Origin of the sequence: Vibrio quintilis (assembly GCF_024529975.1) — a bacterium.
GTDB classification, from domain to species: Bacteria; Pseudomonadota; Gammaproteobacteria; order Enterobacterales; family Vibrionaceae; genus Vibrio; species Vibrio quintilis.
Genome location: NZ_AP024897.1, coordinates 598,172 through 619,235 on the forward strand (window position 1 = coordinate 598,172; position 21,064 = coordinate 619,235).

24 protein-coding genes are annotated in these 21,064 nt (G+C 49.5%); 13 read left to right on the plus strand and 11 right to left on the minus strand.

Annotated features, from left to right (window positions below):
- Positions 1–32: 32 nt before the first annotated feature.
- From sctW to flgA, 8 genes are all read right to left on the minus strand, one after another.
- On the minus strand, positions 33–1,184 hold the full coding sequence (gene sctW, locus OC443_RS02920) for a type III secretion system gatekeeper subunit SctW (RefSeq protein ID WP_073580880.1): 1,152 nt from the start codon (positions 1,182–1,184) through the stop codon (positions 33–35).
- 153 nt (positions 1,185–1,337) lie between these two features.
- Positions 1,338–1,688, minus strand: coding sequence for a hypothetical protein (locus OC443_RS02925; protein WP_073580882.1), 351 nt, complete (start codon positions 1,686–1,688; stop codon positions 1,338–1,340).
- 71 nt (positions 1,689–1,759) lie between these two features.
- The gene (locus tag OC443_RS02930; protein WP_073580884.1) at positions 1,760–2,665 is read right to left on the minus strand and encodes a hypothetical protein; all 906 of its coding nucleotides are present in this window, start codon (positions 2,663–2,665) and stop codon (positions 1,760–1,762) included.
- Positions 2,666–2,865: 200 nt separating this feature from the next.
- Positions 2,866–3,501 carry a response regulator transcription factor gene (locus OC443_RS02935; protein ID WP_073580886.1) on the minus strand — a complete coding sequence of 212 codons (636 nt, stop codon included), beginning with the start codon at positions 3,499–3,501 and terminating at the stop codon, positions 2,866–2,868.
- A gap of 2 nt (positions 3,502–3,503) precedes the next feature.
- Entirely contained in the window at positions 3,504–5,759 is a 2,256-nt protein-coding gene (locus tag OC443_RS02940; RefSeq protein WP_073580888.1) for a PAS domain-containing sensor histidine kinase, read from the minus strand.
- A 289-nt stretch (positions 5,760–6,048) separates the two neighbouring features.
- Positions 6,049–6,489: a flagellar export chaperone FlgN gene (gene flgN / locus OC443_RS02945; protein ID WP_073580890.1), complete on the minus strand. Its 441-nt coding sequence runs from the start codon at positions 6,487–6,489 to the stop codon at positions 6,049–6,051.
- Positions 6,490–6,506: 17 nt separating this feature from the next.
- Positions 6,507–6,797, minus strand: coding sequence for a flagellar biosynthesis anti-sigma factor FlgM (gene flgM / locus OC443_RS02950; RefSeq protein WP_073580892.1), 291 nt, complete (start codon positions 6,795–6,797; stop codon positions 6,507–6,509).
- Positions 6,798–7,032: 235 nt separating this feature from the next.
- Positions 7,033–7,719, minus strand: coding sequence for a flagellar basal body P-ring formation chaperone FlgA (gene flgA / locus OC443_RS02955; protein WP_370738730.1), 687 nt, complete (start codon positions 7,717–7,719; stop codon positions 7,033–7,035).
- Positions 7,720–7,935: 216 nt separating this feature from the next.
- On the opposite strand from flgA, the gene flgB reads away from it, so the two are divergent.
- The 13 genes from flgB to OC443_RS03020 all read left to right on the plus strand — a co-directional run bounded on the left by flgB (position 7,936) and on the right by OC443_RS03020 (position 18,806).
- Positions 7,936–8,298, plus strand: coding sequence for a flagellar basal body rod protein FlgB (gene flgB, locus OC443_RS02960; RefSeq protein WP_073580894.1), 363 nt, complete (start codon positions 7,936–7,938; stop codon positions 8,296–8,298).
- Positions 8,299–8,300: 2 nt separating this feature from the next.
- Positions 8,301–8,738 carry a flagellar basal body rod protein FlgC gene (gene flgC / locus OC443_RS02965; RefSeq protein WP_073580896.1) on the plus strand — a complete coding sequence of 146 codons (438 nt, stop codon included), beginning with the start codon at positions 8,301–8,303 and terminating at the stop codon, positions 8,736–8,738.
- Positions 8,735–9,415, plus strand: a complete 681-nt coding sequence (gene flgD / locus OC443_RS02970) for a flagellar hook assembly protein FlgD (protein WP_073580898.1) — start codon at positions 8,735–8,737, stop codon at positions 9,413–9,415. The genes flgC and flgD overlap by 4 nt, the downstream gene beginning before the upstream one ends.
- A 38-nt stretch (positions 9,416–9,453) precedes the next feature.
- Positions 9,454–10,641, plus strand: a complete 1,188-nt coding sequence (gene flgE, locus OC443_RS02975) for a flagellar hook protein FlgE (protein ID WP_073580900.1) — start codon at positions 9,454–9,456, stop codon at positions 10,639–10,641.
- Between the two features lie 23 nt (positions 10,642–10,664).
- The gene (gene flgF, locus OC443_RS02980) at positions 10,665–11,396 is read left to right on the plus strand and encodes a flagellar basal-body rod protein FlgF (RefSeq protein ID WP_073580902.1); all 732 of its coding nucleotides are present in this window, start codon (positions 10,665–10,667) and stop codon (positions 11,394–11,396) included.
- Between the two features lie 27 nt (positions 11,397–11,423).
- Positions 11,424–12,209: a flagellar basal-body rod protein FlgG gene (gene flgG / locus OC443_RS02985; protein ID WP_073580904.1), complete on the plus strand. Its 786-nt coding sequence runs from the start codon at positions 11,424–11,426 to the stop codon at positions 12,207–12,209.
- Between the two features lie 28 nt (positions 12,210–12,237).
- Positions 12,238–12,924, plus strand: a complete 687-nt coding sequence (flgH, locus tag OC443_RS02990) for a flagellar basal body L-ring protein FlgH (RefSeq protein WP_370738732.1) — start codon at positions 12,238–12,240, stop codon at positions 12,922–12,924.
- A gap of 8 nt (positions 12,925–12,932) precedes the next feature.
- On the plus strand, positions 12,933–14,048 hold the full coding sequence (locus OC443_RS02995; RefSeq protein WP_370738731.1) for a flagellar basal body P-ring protein FlgI: 1,116 nt from the start codon (positions 12,933–12,935) through the stop codon (positions 14,046–14,048).
- Between the two features lie 10 nt (positions 14,049–14,058).
- Complete coding sequence (locus OC443_RS03000) at positions 14,059–14,610, plus strand: rod-binding protein (RefSeq protein ID WP_073580908.1); 552 nt, start codon at positions 14,059–14,061, stop codon at positions 14,608–14,610.
- Positions 14,611–14,615: 5 nt separating this feature from the next.
- A complete protein-coding gene (gene flgK, locus OC443_RS03005) occupies positions 14,616–15,989 on the plus strand; it encodes a flagellar hook-associated protein FlgK (RefSeq protein ID WP_073580910.1) in 1,374 nt (457 codons plus the stop codon).
- A gap of 9 nt (positions 15,990–15,998) precedes the next feature.
- Positions 15,999–16,898, plus strand: coding sequence for a flagellar hook-associated protein FlgL (flgL, locus tag OC443_RS03010; protein WP_073580912.1), 900 nt, complete (start codon positions 15,999–16,001; stop codon positions 16,896–16,898).
- A gap of 12 nt (positions 16,899–16,910) precedes the next feature.
- A complete protein-coding gene (locus tag OC443_RS03015) occupies positions 16,911–17,957 on the plus strand; it encodes a flagellin (protein WP_073580914.1) in 1,047 nt (348 codons plus the stop codon).
- Between the two features lie 129 nt (positions 17,958–18,086).
- Complete coding sequence (locus tag OC443_RS03020) at positions 18,087–18,806, plus strand: HAD family hydrolase (RefSeq protein ID WP_073580916.1); 720 nt, start codon at positions 18,087–18,089, stop codon at positions 18,804–18,806.
- On the opposite strand, the gene OC443_RS03025 is transcribed toward OC443_RS03020, so the two are convergent.
- From OC443_RS03025 to motA, 3 genes are all read right to left on the minus strand, one after another.
- The gene (locus OC443_RS03025) at positions 18,803–19,051 is read right to left on the minus strand and encodes a hypothetical protein (protein ID WP_262021635.1); all 249 of its coding nucleotides are present in this window, start codon (positions 19,049–19,051) and stop codon (positions 18,803–18,805) included. The genes OC443_RS03020 and OC443_RS03025 overlap by 4 nt on opposite strands.
- A 151-nt stretch (positions 19,052–19,202) precedes the next feature.
- Positions 19,203–20,198, minus strand: a complete 996-nt coding sequence (locus tag OC443_RS03030) for a flagellar motor protein MotB (protein WP_073580920.1) — start codon at positions 20,196–20,198, stop codon at positions 19,203–19,205.
- Positions 20,198–21,055, minus strand: coding sequence for a flagellar motor stator protein MotA (motA, locus tag OC443_RS03035; RefSeq protein WP_073580922.1), 858 nt, complete (start codon positions 21,053–21,055; stop codon positions 20,198–20,200). The genes OC443_RS03030 and motA overlap by 1 nt, the downstream gene beginning before the upstream one ends.
- Positions 21,056–21,064: the final 9 nt, after the last annotated feature.

Genomic DNA, 21,064 nt, shown 5'->3' on the forward strand with positions numbered 1-21,064 from the left:
CAGTTCAGCTCGTGAGATGATTGTGTGTTTTCTTATCCGGTACGCTCTGTTGCAGCGGGCTTTGATGTAGAAAGCTCTGATGTATGTAGAGCGGTTGTGTTGAGCTCTGCTGCGATGAGCTGTTGTTCGTGATGGGCGTACTCTGTCATCATCCGTAGCATCAGATTCAGTGCACCCTGACGGCTTTTGACGTCTTTCCACAGTGGCAGAGGCATTTCCCGGACCAGCGGATAAACAGCATTCAATAGTTTGGTATGATGCAAAGGTGACTGACCCACAGTATCGTTTGCCAGTGACTTGATCTCTCTGGGATAGATACTTGACTGGGTCAGATCGATCAGGCGACGGGTTAGTCTGGCAGAGCTCATGTCACCGGGAATACCTTTAGCGGCAAATTTCTGCAACAGTTCGCGGCTGCGGCCCAGTATATGGCTCAGTTGCTGGCAGGCGGTTAAATCTTTGAGTAATCCTTTCAGCTGGCCGGGGGGCATAGAGGTGAACTGAGAAGAAAGATCATCGGTCATCGCCCGGATCAGGGTATGAATCCCCTGAGAAAAGTGGCGTTCATCAAACTGACTGAGCAGGGTGTCAAAGATACCGGGCAGGGAGGCTTGCCCGACGACATTGCGGTAATACAGTTCACGAATATTTTTACGCTGCTGAGGATCCTGACTGAACTTTGCCAGTGCCTGCGCGGTATTGATCCCCGCCTGAATCTCCTGACTGTATTCCTGTTCCAGTGAGTGAGCCGTTTGCCTGAGCTGATTGAGTAACGGATTGTCCTGACTGCTTTTGGCCCGGTGAATGGCGTGCTGAAGCAAAATATCAGCGGTGGCCGGATCATCATCAGCGTGAGTCATCAGCCGGGACAGCGACAGATTTTTTTGTCCCATCATCAGTAACTGGCGCACCTTTTCATCCTGCTGCCGGTCATCCTGACTGGTCAGCAGGCTGTAAAGCGCTTCAAGTTTGTCGATGCGTAATTGCTGACGGGGACGAACCCGGCGATCTTCCAGTGATTTACTGTTTCTTTCCACACTTTCACTGAACTTCATGGAGATTTCTTCCATAGCGTCGCTCATATCGTTGACAGGCACAGGCGTCTGGACAGCTGTTGATAAAGGTTGTGAGGCATTCAGTGCCGTTCCCGGTGCATGATGATTGATTGCCGGATGAATGTTCATAAGGGTCTCACTGTATTTATCTGTCTGTCATTATGAGTGGACAGATATGAGTGTGAGTTCCACGGGAAACCTTTGACTCTGGTGTTTTGCTCAGACGGGGGCCGGCAGAATGACTCTGGCCGGCCGGAAATGTATGTGAAAAATCAACAGACCTTACTGCCGGATATGATGTGCGATATGCTGAATAATCCGGGCAGCAGCCAGAGATACATCCTGTTGTAGCGGCTGGCTGCTGTCTGATTGCTGCAGAAAACGCTCTTCCATGCTATCGACGTAGGCGGAGAAATCGAAGTATTCTGCCTGTTCAGCAGGAGAGGCGGGCTTGCCCAGTGTCTGCTGCATACAGCAGGTAATCATTTCAATCGCCTGTTCAAACGCCTGACGTTGTTCCGGGGTTAAATAACCATCACCCTGTTCGATCAGCGCCGCCCAGCTTGCCGGGGCGTGTTCAGCTGATGGTTTTGACGCGGATTGAGGGAAAAATTCACTGAACTGATTTTGCATAACTGACTCCATTCTGAGCACTCACTTGTGCATTTACCCGTGAGTGCTGTTGAATCTCTGACACCTGTGATTTAGCTCATGCTGATCGACAGACCAATCGATGGGCCACCCTGCTGCCCGCCTGACTGACCAAAGATGCCTGGATTGTTATCCATCATTTGCCCGACCAGTTTCAGCAGATCTTTGGCTAAACCGCCACCGACCTGACCTCCGCCATCTCCGGCTGGCTGAATGGCATTGCCCAGCGAAGTTTCTCCGGCACCCTGCATCAGTGTATTGCCCAGATCAACCAGACTCTTTCCCAGATCCTGCATGGACAGACCACCGGCAGCACTCTCTGAACCACCTAAGCTGCCTAATCCACCAGGACCACCTAATCCACCGGAACCACTTAAGCCACCGGAACCACCTAAGCCTCCGGGGCCTGCTGAGCTTCCCGCTCCGCCAGCGTTTCCTGCACCGCCGATACCGCCCAAACCTGAGTCTCCGGCCGCTGATTTATCACTGCCACCGGGTGAACCGCCATTCATCATGGTCATCATCAGCATCATTAACATGAGCTTCATCATGTCTTCCATGCCCATCTGACCATCGCCACTCTGGTTATCTTTACTGTTGCCGGTATTGCCGTTTTGACCTGCACCGCCATTCTGCTGGAGTTGATCCATCATTTTTTGCAGCATATCGCCCAGTTCGGAACTTTGACCATTCCCCTGACCTGCGCCCTGAGCCTGTCCGCCACCTGCGCCTTGTGCTGACTGGCCTTCACCGCCTTCAAGCATTTTGACCAGTGCTTTGACCAGTAAACCGACGATCTGTTCGAGTGTATCGTTTTGTCCTGCACCGCCGCCCGCGCCCTGTAAGCCGCCTGCGCTTTGTGCGCTGTTCTGACCCAGTGGCGCAAGACCGCCGGATGTATCAGAGATACCCGGGCTTCCCATTCCGCCGCCAAACCCGCCTGATTGAATACTGAGCATAATAATCTCCTGTGATTGATGTACCTGACACTTCCCGTACCGGCTCCGGAACAGGATAAGCACCTGTTTCTCTGATGTTGTTTTGATCAGTCAGATAACAGGTATAGACCGGGGCGGAAGTTATTTTCCGTCCCCGATGATGTGAGTGGTGAATCAGAATGTCAGGTTCCCGGAGAAGTTGTTGAATGGTGTAAAAATGATTACTGAATTAAATGATGGGTCAGGGCGTACCGGACAATATCGGTATTGCTGGAGAAATTCATTTTCTGCATCAGCCGGAATTTATGGGTACTGACCGTTTTGTTGCTGATGTTCAGATCTTGTGCAATATCATTAATACTCATGCCGCGGGCCAGCAGACAAAAAATATGAAATTCTCTTTTGGACAGGCTGTGATGTCTGGGCTCTTCTGCGGGTTCTTCAAATTCGAAAGCCAGTTTTTCTGCCATCTCTGACTCGATAAACCGCCCGCCCCGGGCAAGACGGCGGATGGCGGTGAGTAACGTGTCGGCATCGCAGTCTTTATTCAGATAACCTCTGGCTCCGGCTTTCAAAGCCCGGCGGGTGATTTGTGTTTCGTTGTACATACTCAGTACCAGCACAGGCAGGGCCGGATACTTTTCTGTCAGTGTTTCTATCAGCGGAATACCGCTCAGCCCCGGCATTTGCATATCCAGCGTGACGATATCGGGCTGATGTTGTTGCAGTTGGGTCAGCAGGTGTTCGCCGTCTGTTGCTTCATCGATGACACAGACATCCTCATACAGAGAAAGAAGTTGCTTCAGACCCTCACGCACAATAGCGTGGTCATCGGCAATTAATAGTCGTATTGTCATTATCACCTCTTATGATTGATGGGGATTTTAAGGGCAATGCTGGTCCCTTCACCTTCGGTACTGCTGAGGTTTAACTCAGCATGAATCATATTGACACGTTCACGGATGCCAACCAATCCAAAAGATTCACGAAACTGCTTTTGGGTATCAAAACCACAGCCGTTATCCCGGATTGTCAGTAAAAAATCAGTGCCGGTTTGTTCCAGGATCATATCCACGCGGGTTGCCTGAGCGTGCTTAATGATATTCGTCAAAGATTCCTGCACGATACGGAAAACCGCAGTTTCGACCTCTTCACCCAGACAAAGCTGCGAACAGTTGACCGTCAGATAACACTGGCTGTCTGTCCGGTAACGGAAATCATCAGCCAGCCATTCAAGGGCCGCGATAAAGCCCATGTCCAGTACGCCGGGGCGCAGCCGGGAGACCAGATTCCGGGTAAATGAAATGGTATCTTTCAACTGTCCCTGAATCCGGCTCAGATGAGGTTTCAGCTCCGGCACTGATGAGGAGTAGCGGACATCCAGCGACTGAACCGCCATCTTCAGGGCAGTCAGCTGCTGCCCGAGCTCATCGTGGACTTCGCGGGCGATATGCTTGCGCTCATTTTCCCGGTTGATTTCACGGTGGGCGATCAGGCTGCGTAATTGTGTCCGGGATTGTTCCAGCTCCTGACTTACCTGCTTTAATAGCGTAATATCGCGCCCGATAGCCAGTACGCTGACAATCTCTCCTTTCCCATTCACTTCCGGTACAAGGCTGATCAGTGAGCAACGGTAACCTGCTTGTGTTTGCTGGTTGAATTCAAACTCGTTCCCTTCTCCGCGCCGGGCGACTTCCAGTATCTGATGCTGATAGTGTTCTCCTTCAGTACCGCCGGGGTAAACCAGCGGCGTTGTATGGAGCATTTTTCCGGATAATTCACCGGCAACACGGATACTGGTCGGATTCATATAAATCCGGCGGCCGTCCAGTGCATGGCGGGTAATGGTATCCGGAGAGTTTTCCACCAGGGTCCGGAACTCTTCTTCTCTTTTCTGCAAAGCCGTTTCAGCACGCCAGCGCCTGGAATAGTCGCGCCCGATACACAGCACACTCAGTAAAGTGTTATCCGGGCAGAACTCAGGGATCAGGTGGGCTTCATAGCAGGACTCGGTACCGTCTTTGGTCCAGATAATATCCAGCTTGCTGCTTTGCCCGGTTTGAATCACATTCATGATCTGCTGATAAAGCATCGTGCTGTCGGCACCGGAGAGTGGATTATTGAGTGGGGTTCTTCCCCGGATTTCCTCAATCGATTGGGCATTGACGATTTTAAGAAAGGCCGGATTGGCATAAATTCTGCGACACCGGGTATCGTAACGGACAATGGCGTCCCAGGAGTTTTCAACCAGTACCCGGAACTCCTGATCCCGGATGAGTTTTTCTGCTTCCTGTATTTTCTTTTCGGTAATATCGCGGCGAATCAATACCAGACGATCGATCTGACCGGCCTCATTTTTCAGCGGTGTCAGGCTGATGTCGTAAAAGGCTTTGGGTGCTTCGCACAACTCTTCAAAATGACAGGCCTGCCCGGATGCGATACATTTTTGTTTGGTTTTCCGGTACAGATGAAGTGAATCACTACATAAGTAGCTTTCAAAATAAGTGCCGATACATTCAGATTCAGCCTTACCCAGATGACTGAGTGCCGCACGGTTGATATCTATAATTTTGAGTTTCTGCGCCGGAGTCAGTGCCAGCAGATAGATTTCATCGTCTAAATGATCAAATACCGCTTTATACTGGCGTTCTGCTTTTTCCCGTGCTTTCCGGGTTTGCAGATGACAGCGGAGCTTTTCATTTTGTTTGCGCGATGAGATATCCAGAAAGTAGCCGACAATCAGATCTCTGCCTTCAAACTCAAAGTAATTGGTAATGACCTCGACCGGAATCGTGCTGCCGTCCGGGAGTAAATGTTCGGATTCAAAAGCATTGGTTTTGTGTTGTTTCAGATAATCGAGATAGTCCGGCAGTGCATCCCGGGTAAACCGGATGTCAATGTCAGCCGGAGTTTTCTGATAGATCGTCTCCGGTGTGGTGTGAAGATGATGACAAAAGGCCCGGTTGACCAGCACAAACTGAAAGTTCTTTTCCGGGTCAACCACAAAAATAGCGGGCTCACGGGTATGTTCGATGAGGGTCCGGAGCAGGTGGTTTTCCTGATGCAATCGATCGATATATCGGTTCAGTAAATCCAGAGAGAAGTAGTTTGTCATAAACCTCATACAAGTGATTAGTCCGGGGATAAATCAGCTTACTGGATTCATGATCGCTGTGCCAGAGACCCGGCTTATAGCCTGAAATTTTTCCTGATAAATCGCGTGATATGCGTTCATAAAATCAGATTTGCTGGTGGGGGAATATGTGTCAGCCCTGACGTGGTCTGGTTTCAGTGCGATTGTATGCGCTGAAATCTGCAAGGGTCAATGATGCAGTAAGACAGCATAAAAAATCACCCCGGACAGGTGATTTTTTTATCCCTGCTCAACAATAACCCGCTGGCATTTATAATCCGTTGAGATGGGGGTCGTAAGTCGGGGAAGGTTGTGTCAGCTGCGTCAGCATCTCATGAAACTGAGCGGAGCACTGACCGTTTTCCTGGTTCTGGGCATGGCACTGGTGAATTAAAGTGTTTAAGACCGCCCACTGTTTTTCAACCTGAGTTTTCAGTGCCGGAGGAAGCGCATTAAAAATGCGTTTCACACTCTGTTCATCTGCCGGCAGTTTCAGAGCTTGCAAACATCCTGAGCGGACCGAGGCACTTTCCTGAAGCTGACTGTAGAGGGGAAGCTGCTCACGCAGGTTCTGATTCAGCGCTTCTCCGTCAAAAGCAAAATAGAGAGAATTTTGCGTCTGAAGCAGTTGCAGAAGCTGCCGGTAAAGTCTCACATCCGGAGCGATGGACTGAATAAATGTCCGGATGTGCCGACTATGGGCAGATGCCATTATTCTCTCCTTATTTTTCAGGATGACTCGTGACCGGTATGGAACTTTAACAGAGCCTGGGATAAGGCTTTTGTATCCAGAGACAGCTCGCCCCGGCTCAGTGCCTGACGTACCTGCTCAACTTTTGCCATATCCACATCAGGCAAAGAAGAGATTTCTGCTTGCGCTTTCTCTATTGCTGCCATGTTGATGTTCAGCTCCGGCTCTGCACCTGTCTGTTTTACCGGGGCACTTTCCGGTGCTTTTTTGCTGGTTTGCTGAAGCTTCGTCTGTGGGACATGACCGCCCGTTACTTTATCGATTTTCAAAGCCTGGTGTCCTCAAATCTTTGTCTTTCGCTACTATATATACAGGGCGGCTACGGGGAAAAAAACATTAAACCCGGATGCTAAAAATTCATACAAAAAATTTCAGCCTTACCTGTTGTACCCGAATCTTATGGCATATTTCGAGTCCCATCGACAAAAAATGTTACCTTCACTCCAAATTCTGTCTCTTTTGGCATCCGGATTATCTGCCGGGCTGTTGCTGATGAATCGTCTGTTAAAACTGGGTATGAACTTCATTTATTCCGGTGACAACCGCCCGGATTATTTTTTTTGACTTCATATTTTCGACTTTGATTTGGTCGCCTTTTCCGCCCTGTTCAAGAGCTGTGCCCCTGGTGCTGGCACTCACGCCATCTTTTGACGCAATAATTAACACCAGATTCCCTTTTTTGACCAGTGGCGGCTTTTCCAGCCACACCGGGTTAACTATTTGTCCGGCCCGTAATCTGCGGGTCGCCGTTTTGCCTTTCGCCTGAGTGATGCGGGTCAGAAAACTGGTTTCACGGGTCAGGGTGCGTTTTTCCAGTTTCAGCATCGGAGCGCTGACAGTATTTCCCCGTTTCACCTGCTGCTTTATTACCACAACCGGTAAGGTTAAAGATGCTTTGACCGTGACGGTCAGCCGCCAGGAATGCTGCGGGTCGTTACACTGAACCTGTCGCTTCAGACGGCCGACCGGCCATTGTTGATTATCCCGGCTGGAAACGGTCAGTTTTGTCTGACAAAGCGGAAGATGGCTGGCTGAAGCGGGAATCCAGATATCCCAGTGATGGGTATACTTTTTCCATTTGTACTGACGTGCTGCTTCCTTCAGCTCTTGCTGTAAATGGGCTGTGACCGCCTGATGAATTGCCTTTTCTGCCTGAGTGACTGCCAGCGCGGGGGCTGAAAACAAGACCACGCAACTCAGCAGAATCAACACATGAAAGACAGAGGAAATCAGCGACTTCCTCCTCTGGGGTATTGTTTCCGTAGTGCGGAAGTGATACTTCCTTTGTCTGATATAAGTCATTGATTTTTGGTTTTATTTTTTATGGCATGCATCTTGTTTCTATATTTGCTACGAAATAGTCCGTTACGAAATTTCCGGTCGTTTAAACCTGAAGGAACAAAACAGATGGCAATCACATTTGAAAATGCATTAGGGGTTCATCCCTCAGCGCTGAATTTCCGGGTTCAGCGTACCAAAATTCTGGCAACGAACCTAGCGAATGTTGACACTCCGGGATATCTGGCGAAAGACCTGAGCTTTAAGACTGTCATGAGCGAACTGGCTCCGAATGGTGTAAACCCTCAGACACCGAAACTTCAGGTTGCGGCACAGTATTCGATTCCGTATCAGAACCGGAAAGACGGCAACACGGTGGAACTTGGTGTGGAACAGGCCAAATTCGCCCAAAACAGTATGGATTTTCAAACCAGCCTGACATTTATGAATATGAAATTTAATGGCTTATCGAAAGCAATAGAAGGACGTTAGAGATGTCTTTTTCTGATATTTACACGATAGCCGGTTCAGCGATGACAGCTGAAACAGTCCGGCTGAATACGGTGGCGAGTAACCTGGCCAACGCGGATGCCGTTTCGGCAAATCCGAATGATGTTTACAAGCCGCTGAAGCCGGTTTTCGCAACCGTTTATAACCGGACGCAACTGTCTTCCGGTGACTCCGTTTATCCGGATGCCCAGGTCCGGATTATGGATGTGGTACAGCATCAGGGCAAACCGGAAAAACGGTTTGAACCCAGCAATCCGCTGGCGAATTCAGACGGATATGTTTATTACCCGGATATTGATGTTGTTGCCGAAATGGCAGACATGATGTCGGCAACGCGTAGTTTTGAAACCAATGTGCAGGTGCTGACAAACGTCAAAAGTATGCAGCAGGGGCTGCTGAGATTAGGGCAGGGTCGCTCATGACAATTGCACAATATACCGCATTGACTGCGGATAAATCATCAACCACCACATCATCATCGGATACTTCTTCATCGGTGAGCAGTAACCCGAATAGTGCGGCTTCACTGAAGAATGAATTTATCAGCCTGATGGTGGCACAGATTAAAAACCAGGATCCGCTGAATCCGCTGGATGGCACCGAATATGTCGGCCAGCTGGCACAGTTTTCACAGGTGCAAAGCATGGAAAACATGTCTTCCCTGATGCAAAACGGCATGGTCATGATGGATAACATGCAGGTGCTTTCTACTTCAGGGCTCGTCGGACGTACCGTTTATGTGTCCGGCAATTCTTTTGAACTGGGTGAAGAAGCGCAAACCGGCAAAATTGAACTCACCCATGGGTCCAGCCAGGTCAATCTGGTTGTGACAGATGAATTTGGTCAGGAGACTAAAATTCCGCTGGGTGCGCATGCTGCCGGTGATGTTGATTTCAGTATTGATCCTGAAGAACACAACCTGAAACCGGGGAAATATACGGTTTCTGTCGAGGTGCAGGAAGGGCAAAGCACCCCGAATGTCTTGCTTGCCGGTAAGGTTGAGCAGGTTCGTATACCGTCCAGTGGCGGCTCAGCGATGGTGAACATCGATGGTGTCGGCAGTGTACCGTTTTATCAAATCAGCCAGTTTGGCGCCTGAAACCGGATTTGAAACAATAAAGGATACAGAGGTTTTTTATGAGTTTTAATATTGCACTAAGTGGACTGGATGCAACCAATTCAGAACTGAATACCATCAGTCACAATATTGCGAACGCGTCAACGTATGGCTTTAAAAGCGGACGCACGGAATTTTCTGCCGTTTATAACGGTGTTCAGGCTGGTGGCGTTGAAGTTGCAGCGATTTCTCAGAACTTTGACAAAGACGGGACTATCACAAATACCGGCCGTTCGATGGATTTAGCCATTGACGGCAATGGCTTCTTTGTCACCAAAGACAGCCTGGGCCAGACGCTGTATACCCGCTCCGGGGTCTTCAGCACAGATAAAGACAACTATGTGATTGGTAATACCGGTGCAAACCTGCAAGGGTATAGTGTCGACAGCAATAATAACCTGATGTCAGGTACAGTCGGCAATATCAAAATCAGTTCGTCTTCTCTGGCAGCGAAAGCGACGGATAAGTTAGATTTTGTGGCTAACTTTAATGCAAGCGCTTCGGCCATTACTACAGCATTTGATTCAACAAACACTGACACGTTTAACTCTTCTTACACCAGTAAAGTGTATGACTCGCTGGGTAACTCTCACACGGTGACGCAATACTTTACCAAAACATCCAGTAACACATGGAATATCAATACGATCGTTGATGGTGATACATCTTCAGTCACCACTCAGGCAATGACGTTTAATTCCAACGGTTCACTGGCAACGCCAACCGCACCTTATGCTGTGGCATTCACACCAACAGGTGCCGATCCGGTCAGTATCAATATTGATTTAACCGGCAGCACCCAGTACGGCGCGGAATTTGGTGTCAGCACCAACAGCCCGAATGGTTACACTTCCGGCCAGCTTTCCGGTGTCCGGGTTGAAGATAACGGCATGGTTTACGCGACTTATACCAATGGTCAGTCTCAGTTGCAGGGACAGGTTGTGCTGGCGAACTTTGCCAACCCGCAGGCACTGGCGAAAGTCAGTGGCACAGCATGGACACAAAGCTACAGCTCAGGTGCACCAACAGTCGGCGCGCCGGGAACCGGTGTGTTGGGTGATATTTCCCCGGGTGCGCTGGAAGGTTCAAATGTGAATCTGACCAACGAGCTGGTGAGTCTGATGACGGCACAGCGTAACTATCAGGCGAATGCGAAAACTATTTCGACTGAAGATAAGCTGACGCAATCTTTGTTTAACGCCATTTAATAACTGATTGAGCGAGACGGATTATGGATAGTTTGTTATTTACCGCCACATCCGGAGCCAGCCGTGTGCTGAAAGCCCAGCATGTGCGGTCAAACAACTTATCAAATGCAGATACTGCCGGATTCCGTGCCGACATGGAACGGGTACAGAGTGTTGCTTTGCAGGGCTCTGGTTTTGATGGCCGGACCATGGTCGTGACCAACTCGGCCTCGACCCGGTTTGATACCGGGGATGTGGTGGAAACCGGACGCGCGCTGGATGTGGCGGTGACGGGCAAAGGTTATCTGACCGTGCAGACGCCGGATGGCGATGAAGCCTATACCAGAGCCGGGAATATTGCTGTCGACAGTCAGGGCAACCTGTCTGTGAACGGGTTTCCGCTGCTGGGTGAGAATGGTCCGTTAACTTTGCCGGAATATCAGAAAGTTGAAGTCAGTGAGCGCGGGCAGATCTCGGTGATTCCGCCGGGTGGCAACGCTGAAGTTCAGGTCGGCACCATGAAACTGGTGAATCCGGAAATGAACCAGCTGCAAAAAGAGAGTGACAGCCTGCTGCACCGGGTTGGTGGCGGCAATTTTGATGTCGACCAGACTGTCACACTGGCACCGGAGCATCTTGAAGGCAGTAACGTGTCAGCCATAGATGAGCTGATGAATGTGATGTCACTGACACGCAACTTCCAGATGCAGGTGCGGATGATGAAGACCGCAGAAACACTGGCTAAAGCCGGCAACAAATTAATGAGCACGAGCTGATTGCTCATGCAGTAAGGAGAACAAAGGATGCATTCAGCACTTTGGGTCAGTAAAACCGGGATGGCAGCGCAGGATACCAAGATGACTGCGATCTCGAACAATCTGGCAAACGTGAATACGGTTGGGTTTAAGCGTGACCGGATTGTTTTTGAAGATTTATTCTACAGCATTCAGCGTCAGCCGGGGGCTCAGGTTGATCAGGTCAACCAGTTGCCGACGGGTGTTCAGCTCGGAAGCGGTGTCCGTGTCGTGGGTTCACAAAAGGTCTTCACTCAGGGGAACTCGCAAAACACCGGACAGGAACTTGATTTGGCCGTGATGGGAAAAGGCTTTTTCCAGATTGAAAACTCTGACGGGGAAATCATGTACTCCCGGAACGGGCAGTTCCATGTGAACTCTGAAGGGATTGTGGTTAATAGCCAGGGGCTGCCGTTACAGCCACAGGTACAGATTCCGGAGAACATTAAGTCAGTTTCTATTGGTGTCGATGGCACGGTGAGCGGCATTACAACGGATGACCCGACACCCCAGCAGATGGGGCAGATTACACTGGCGAAATTTATCAATCCGGCTGGTCTGGAAGCGGTTGGTGGCAACCTGTTCCGTGAAACAGATGCCAGCGGTCAGGCCGAAGAACTGATTGCCGGTGAAGACGGTGTCGGCAGTATCAAGCAGGGCGCACTGGAAGGCTCTAATGTTCAGGTGGTGGAAGAGATGGTTGACATGATCACCACACAGCGTGCTTATGAAATGAATGCTAAGGTCGTCTCTGCCGCAGACGATATGCTGAAATTTGTTTCGCAATCTATGTAAGGTATAGGTAGTCATGAAAGAGCGTGTCATGAAAAAGCGGATCATCAGGCAGCTGTCAGGCGGGTGGATGATCGCTGTGTTACTGTTAGCCGGGTGTGCGGGCAGACAGGAGTTTCTTCCTGTATCGCCAAATGAAGATAAATATGGTCCGCCTGAACTGGATTATTCATTGCCGGCCCCCAAAGCCGGGAGTCTGTATCGCCATCAGTACACCATGACACTCTTTCAGGACCGCCGGGCTTACCGGGTTGGCGACATGCTGACCGTGATTTTGTCGGAACAGACTCAGTCAAGCAAAGAAGCCAATACCAAATATGGTAAAAACTCGAGTGTGAATTTTGCGTTGCCTACAATCGGGACCAAGAAACTGAATGATTTGTCGGCATCGATTGATGCTCAGCGGGATTTTGACGGCAGTGCCACCAGCTCTCAGGGGAATAAACTTCAGGGGGCGATTACGGTGACTGTGCATGAGGTTTTGCCAAATGGGGTGCTGCGTATCAGCGGAGAAAAGTGGATTCGCCTCAATCAGGGCGATGAATATATTCGCCTGACCGGTATTGTCCGGGTTGATGATATCAGCCGCAGCAATCAGGTTTCTTCTCAGCGAATCGGCGATGCCCGGATTACTTATTCTGGCCGGGGAGCGCTGGCGGAAAGCAATGCTTCCGGATGGCTGACTCAATTCTTTAACAGTCCATGGATGCCGTTCTAATGAAACTGATGAAGTGCATTTTAAACACGATTTTATGGAGTATCGCACTCTCTGTTGCCCCGTTTTTGCAGGCAGCGGAAGTAAAGATTCCGGTGATGGATCTGGTTGATGTTCAGGGAATCCGTTCAAACCAGCTGGTTGGTTACGGGCTGGTGGTTGGTCTGGATGGTCAGGGCGATCGCAATCAGGTGAAATTTACCTCGCAGTCCATCACCAATATGTTGCGTCAGTTCGGGGTTCAGATTGATGAGAAAACCGATCCCAAATTACGTAATGTCGCTTCGGTCAGTGTGACGGCCAGTGTTGGGCCGATGACCGGGCTGGGACAGCCGGTTGATATTGTCGTTTCCTCTATCGGCGATGCGAAAAGTTTACGGGGCGGTACGCTGCTGTTAACACCATTGCGTGGTGTCGACGGTGAAGTCTACGCCGTCGCTCAGGGGAATGTTGTGGTTGGCGGTGCTTCTGCGGAAGGGAAAAGTGGCTCTAAAATCGCCATCAACACGCCAACCGCAGGGCGTATACCAAACGGTGCGACGCTGGAGCGTGAGATTCCGACCGATTTCAACTCGCGTGACAAAATTACCCTGAATTTACATGAGCCCAGCTTTACCACAGCGAAGAATATAGCCCGGGAAATTAACCGCACTTTCGGGCCGGATGTTGCTGTGGCAGTCAATAAAGTCCGGGTCGATATGCGGGCACCGAAAGATACCCAGCAGCGGGTTACGATGATGTCGATGCTGGAAGAAATGAGCGTCGAGCCGGGTCGTAAACCCGCCAGAATCGTTTTCAATTCCCGCACGGGAACGGTCGTGATCGGGAAAAATGTGAAAGTCGGAGAGGCGGCGGTCAGCCACGGTAACTTAACCGTCAGAATCTCTGAAGCACAGCATGTCAGTCAGCCGAATCCTTTTGCTGACGGAGATACCAAGGTCGTTGACCGGACCGGGATTGATATGGATGAAGATCAGGCACAAATGGTGATCTGGCCGCCGGGTACGGAACTGAACACGATCGTCAATGCAGTGAATAGCCTTGGTGCGACGCCGACAGACTTAATGTCGATTCTTCAGGCGCTTCACGAAGCGGGTGCTCTGAATGCTGAGCTGGTTGTAATATAAGGAGTCCATCATGAAACTCGATGGTGTGAATGATCAAACGCAACTGAATTCAATTCTTTATCATGACAACAGTGCGTTGGCGAATATTAAGCATGCAAAGAATCAGCAAGAGTCACTGAAGGCGGTTGCCGGACAGTTTGAAGCGATGTTTCTGCAGCTGGTGCTGCGGCAGATGCGCAGCAGCAGTGATGTGCTGGCTGATAAAGACAGTCCGTTCTCCGGTGAACATGAAGGTGTTTTCCGCGATATGTACGATGGTCAGCTGGCGATTGAACTGGCGAAAAAACAGAAAGCCGGCATTGCAGATATGCTGGTTGAGCAGCTCAGTCCTGATGTACCCGATCCGGCAGTCAATAAAGTGACCCGGATTTCATCTGCCAATGATGATATTGCACCATTAGTGGAAGCAAGATCACAAAGTGAAGCAACCAAAAACATCTTGAATTCCACTCCGGTTAATCCCGGCGCGGAAGCGGTCGCCTCTGTTAATCAGGAGAAAATCCGCGAAGTGAATGCAACCAGCGCATTTGCACAGCCATTGATTCGTAAAACGGAGTCGTAACTGAAATGAGTCTCGTCAATATTGCTTTATCAGGATTAAATGCCAACCGGGTTGCTTTGGATGTGACCGCTCAAAATGTTGCGAACATCAATACTCCGGGATATAGCCGTCAGGAAGCGTTGATGGCTTCAGTTAATGGCGCAAAACATGACCGGTTAAACGCCGGGAATGGCGTTCAGGTGACCAGTATCCGCCGGGTGACCGATATGTTTCTGGTGAAACAGACATGGTCAACGGCAAGTATTTCGTCTTATGCCTCTGGTTATAATGACAGCCTCAGCCAGCTTGAGAACACACTGAAAGCGGATGGTTTCGATTTATCAGCCGGGTTCGACAGCCTGTTTGCTGCGTTGCACAGTGCGACCACCAAACCTGAATCCGTCTCTTTACGCCAGCAAATTACCAGTGAAGCGGAAGCGATTTCCCGTCGCTTTAATACGCTGACCCAAACGTTGCAGCATCAGCACAAAGATCTGAATGATCAGCGAAATGCTGCTGTTGCGCAGGCCAACAGCCTGTTGGTCAATATTGCTGAAGTGAATCAGAAGATTACCGAAGCAAACGGCGTCGGTGGTAATCCGTCTCAATTGCTGGATACCCGCGATAAACTGATTGGCGAGCTGGCCGAAATTGTTGAAGTCAGAACCACTGATCAGGCCGATGGCAGTATGCAGGTGACATTGACTTCCGGGCAGCCACTGGTGATGGGCGGCGATGCCGGACAACTCAAAGCTGTGCCGGATCCGTCTGATGTGTATATGGCGACCATGAAAGTGGAATTTGAGAACCAGACGTTTGTCGTCTCCGGTTCGGTCGGTGGTAAAATTGGCGCGATCAATGATTATCAGAGCGATGTGCTCAAGCCGGATATGAAGGCGGTCGATGATATGGCGAAAGCCATGGCCGATGCATTCAATAATGTGCTGGCAACCGGGCAAGATCTGAATGGCAATGCCGGTCAGCCGTTGTTCACTTATGATCCATCTACACCTGCAGCCAGCCTGACAACGACCGATATTGACCCGGAAGAGCTTGCCTTTTCTTCAGACGGTAATCCGGGCAACGGCGATGTGCTGAAAAATTTAATTGCAATCAATAATCAGGACGTGTCTGTCGGTAGTTTTGGTTCGATGACACTCAATGAAGGTTTTACGGCGATGGTCGGTGATACGGCGATTAAAGCCCGGCAGGCGACATCCGATTATCAGGCCAAAAAGACCGTGAATGAACAGGCTGAGAAAGCCCGTGATAATGTCAGGGCCGTGAATAGTGATGAAGAAGCTGCAAATCTGATGACTTTTTCTCAGGCACATAATGCCAATATGAAAGTCATCAGTACTGCGAATAAGTTGTTTGATTCAGTGTTGCAGCTGTTTTAAGGAGTAATCATGAGAATCAGTGATACACAGTTTAGCCAGATGATGCTGAGAAGCCTGCAATATAATAATGTCGGGCTGGGTACAGTGATGCAGCAGATGTCGACCAGTGACCGTCTGACCAAACTTTCAGACGATCCGATGGCGTCGGTTCAGTTATTGAACCTGAGCCGGGAAGGCAGTGCGATTACTCAGTACAAGAAAAATATTTCTGATGTGAAGACCAATTTATCCAATCAGGAAGTTTATCTGGATTCCGCCACAGAAAGCCTGCAACGCATCCGTGAGCTGGTGCTTTGGGGGGCGAATGGGTCTCTGAGTACCAGTGACAGGAATGGCATGGTCACTGAACTGAAAAGTTTGCGTGAAGGTATGATCACGGCCTTTAATGCGCAGGATGAAGCGGGCCATTATCTGTTCTCCGGAACGAAAACTGATACGGCCTCTGTCGCTGAAGTATCCGGCAGTTATGTGCTGCAGGGAAACAGTGATAAACGGTTAGTGACTGTGGCCAAAGGTGTGAATGTTGAGTCCAATATGACTTCAGCTGAAATACTGGATCTTGGTGGTGGCGATAATGTCTTAAATCATATTGACGCGATCATTGCCGAATTTGAAACACCGACGGCAAATTTCAGAGCGACTGTCGAAGATACGTTAAATGCTGTTGATAATACTTCCGGCCAGGTCTTGAATGCGTTGACTGAAATTGGTGGCCGTATCAAAAACCTCGAGATGATGTCCGGGGCACACAGCGAGAATAAATTGTTTGTCGATAAAGTATCGAATGACTTGTCCGCACTGGATTATGGTGAAGCATCAGTCAGGCTGAATAATTACATGGCTGCGCTGAAAGCGACGCAGGCGAGCTATACAAAAATTAATGATCTGTCTTTGTTTGATCGGTTGTAAGGTACAAGTTTTATGGCAGTAAGTACGGTAGAAGTCCGGGCACATGGTATTCGCCTGACGGGGCAGGGACAAACTTCGATTTCACCTTCCCGCGCATCAGATACCAGCCCATCAGCGGTTACGGGATACCGTCAGTCACAATCAGATGTCTCATCGGTCTACTCTCTGTCTGGTGTCATGCTGACCCAGGGTCAGCAGCACGCAACTGCCGTTCAAATCGCAACACAGACATTGCAGTCGGTTGGCAAAACATTAACTGCGATTAAGCGAGAGTTAACCCCGGCACTACAACACGGCGTGAATGCCGCGACATCTTCCCGGCTGAAAAACAATTTATCCCAGGCTAAAGCTCAGATGAATAACGAGCTGGAACAGGCCCGGTTTGACGGGAAGCGGGTGGTTGATAATGAACTGCAGTTAAAACTGGACCGTGCGGATATCCGGCGCTTTTCTGTGCCGGGATTAAACATTCACCGCTCTGCGGATAAAGCCGAACAAATCAGGCTGGATTTCCCGCAGGGTGGTTCTGTGATGATTCAGTTTGACGGGCAGTCCGATGGACAGAAAACGGTGAAAATGCTGGACCGGAGTCTGCTGCCAATGGGGATGCGGGCTTCAGTCAATGAAAGCGGTGATATTATCTTTGAGGCAAATGAATCATCCTATCAACAGATGCAACAGCAGGTGATGGTGAGCGGGCAGGGATATCGTTTCCCGGCTGGTCAGGCCAATACGCTGACTTTGAAATCAGAACCGGATGGCATTGCTGAATTACAGTTTGATTTAAGCTCCCGCGACGGGATTAAAAAGACGATCAGCAAAGTGAATCAGTATTTGCAGCAGGTTCATACCAGCCTTCAGGATGCCCGTCAGTTTTATACCGACTTAAATACTCAGATGAATACCTTACGTTCCGGGACGCAGACCATTTCAGGGACGGAAACCGAGCAGATGCTGACAGACTTTGCAGCGGCATCTTCGCGTTTTACGTCGGTTTATCAGGCATTAAATGCGCAGGCCAACGTCCGTCGTCATACGGTTGTCGCACTACTGCGTTAATGTCTCTCTCCACAGATTCTTGTTTGTTTTTGCCAGCATGGATATGCTGGCTTTTTTTGTTGTTCAGAAGATGAATATCAGAAGCGACCAGAGACAAACACCACCGGGAATCCGGTGCGGAGAGTGAACATGATTAGGGCCGTTTATTTTGACCTGGATAATACACTGGTTGAGCGGAATGCCAGTATCGACCAATTCTCCCGGATTTTTATCAGGCATTTCTCCCGGCAACTGTTGCATCCTTCTTTCAGACAGGTTTCTGACCTTATCAAACAAACGGATAATGGCGGTTATCTGGTAAACAATTCCCCTTATCAAAGAATCTATCAGGCCATTGGGGCTGAGCTTGCTTTACAGCTGGGCTGGCATGATCCGGTTCCGGCAACAGAACTGGAAGCATTCTGGAAAGCAGAATTTCCCCGGAGTGCGGCAGAAATGCCGGGAGCCGCTGCGTTAATCCGGCAGCTCGTTCAGTCGGGCTATCATGTGGGAATCATTTCAAATGGTGCTGAGTGGAGTCGTCGGGCAACATTAGCTGCCACAACATTTGGTGAGCTGATTCAGCAACTGGTCAGTTCTGAGCGCTTTGGTGTCAGTAAACCCGATCCTTCGATTTTTACTGATACAGCACGGGCGGCCGGGTTTTCATCTGGTGAGTGTATTTATATCGGCGATCATCCGGAGAAAGATATCCGGGGGGCGATGAATGCGGGGATGCAGGCGGTTTATTTGTCAGGCTTTCATCCTGATATTCCTGTTCCTGATGGCGCACCTGTGATTCACCATTTAAGTGAAGTGATGCATGTGATTGAATCCATCATCCGGGAAGAAAAAAGTAATCCGTCTTAAATCAGAAAAAAGAAATACAGAAAACAGATAAACGCCAGTAATGTGGCTGACAGGGTCGGATAAATAATATAAGTGTCCCGGCGTCGGGTTCTCTGGAAGCAGAGAAAAGTCAGCAGCACATTATAAATCACCAGCAGTAAACTGATGCCGGTGCCGCCCCGCAGTGTCAGGCTGGAAAGCTGAGTCAGGAACAGGGTTAACAACGCATAATCAACAACAATCAGCCACAGAAAAAACTTCTGCATGCCATTCTTTTTATTTGTTTCAACCGTTTGTTGATAGTGATGGTACATAAAGCGCTCGGTGTTCAGTTATCTCGTGAAACAGGGAGTCCCGTCCCGCCGCTTTGCCAGCAAAGCAGCGGTATACGTCATGGTATTTAATGCACTGTAAGTTTTAGATTTTCTTTTTTGTTTTCTTTCCGGTTTGTTCCGAAAGTATAGGATATTTAATCGTTTCCTGCCGGATGACAGGCTGATTAAAACGCGCTTTATCCTGTGCTTTTTTCAGCTGACTATCTTTTTGGTTTCCGAAGAAGGTTTCAAGAACAGCGGCAGCCGGTGTGGTCAGAACAAATAATTCAATCCGGCGGTTTGCACTTGAATCTGGTTTGTCCGGGTTAAGGAGGGCACGATCAGACATGCCGGTGACCTGTAGGACACGTTGATCCGGCATTCCTCCGGCAACCAGTGTTTGTCTGGCGACATCAGCCCGGTTGGCAGAAAGTTCCCAGTTACTTTTGTTGCTGAGTGTTTTCTTAAACGGTGTCGCATCCGTATGACCACTGATGATGATTGGATTCTGAACCCGTTGAAATACCGGGGCCAAAGCCAGCAGCAGGTCTTCAAAATAAGGCGTTAAGTCAGTGCCGCCCCGGCTGAACATATGCTGTTTATAATCATCCTGCAGCACAATACGTAAACCCTGAGGGGTGACGGTCACATTCACATTTCCCTGGGCGCTGATCTGTTTGACCAGCTCCTCGATAACTTTTGCCAGTAAGGTCAGTTGTTCTTGTGTATCGAAGGTGCCGGGAATCAGGGCATCTGACTCCGGACCTTCACCATTACCGTTAAAAAAGGAATTCACGATATGTTTGGCAACATGGGTATCCGGCACTGAAGAATGAGACTCCAGATCAATCGGAGAAATACTTTGCGCGGTGTCAAAGGGGTTGCCGTAGCTCTGCTCGAAAACACTGGCATCATTCAGATATGCAACAATCGCTTTCCTTTCATCCTGATTGACCACCTGCATAATCCACAGCACCAGAAACAGCGCCATGAGTGCAATCATAAAATCGGCGAAAGCGACTTTCCAGGCTCCGCCGTGATGTGCTTCTTCATGGCTGCGGTTCGTGCGCTTGAATACCACATGCTCTTGCTTTTGCATTATCCCTCCTGCTCAGCCAGCCACTGCTCCATTTGATTGAAGGTTGGTTTGATGTCCAGCTGAATGTGTTTACGACCTGCATCAATGGCAAGCAGTGTTGGTTTTTTCGCAACATAAGCGACCAGTGTCGCCCGGACGCATTCGAATGCTGACATATCGCGTTTGACTCGTTGTGCCATTGCATTACTGGCCGGGTCAAGGCAGCAGTAACAACCAAAAATACCGACAAACGTACCGACCAGTGCTGCGGCAACATGATAGCCAATCAGTGCGATAGAACCATCAATCGACTGCATGGTGATGATGATTCCGCCAACAGCGGCGAGAATACCAAATCCCGGCAGTGCTTCTGCGGTACGTTGCATCGAACGGGAAGGTTGCAGCAGATCGCTTTGAATGGCTTCAATCTCCTGCTCCAGTAATCCCTCTAATTCATGAGGCGACATTTGTCCCATTGCCATTAAACGTAAATTGTCGGTAATAAAGGAAACAAGACGGTAGTCACTTGAAACGCGCTGATAACGATTAAATAAGTCACTTTCTTCCGGCGATTCAATGTGTTTATCGAGTGATTTGAAGCCACCACTGCGAACGGTTTCCAGTAAAATTTGTAAGACGGCCATGAGTTCCATGTAATAAAGCTGTTCGTCTTTGGGCTGGGAAACCATCATTCCCAGCTGGCGGCGCATTTCTTTGAGAACCTGCGGCGGGTTACCAATGATAACGGACCCGAGTGCGGCGCCGACAATGATCATGATTTCAGCGGGCTGCCAGATGGCAAGTAGTTTGCCGCCGGCCCACATATATCCGCCAAAGACACACATCAAAACGATGATTGCACCAAGAAATTTTTGCATGACTGACTC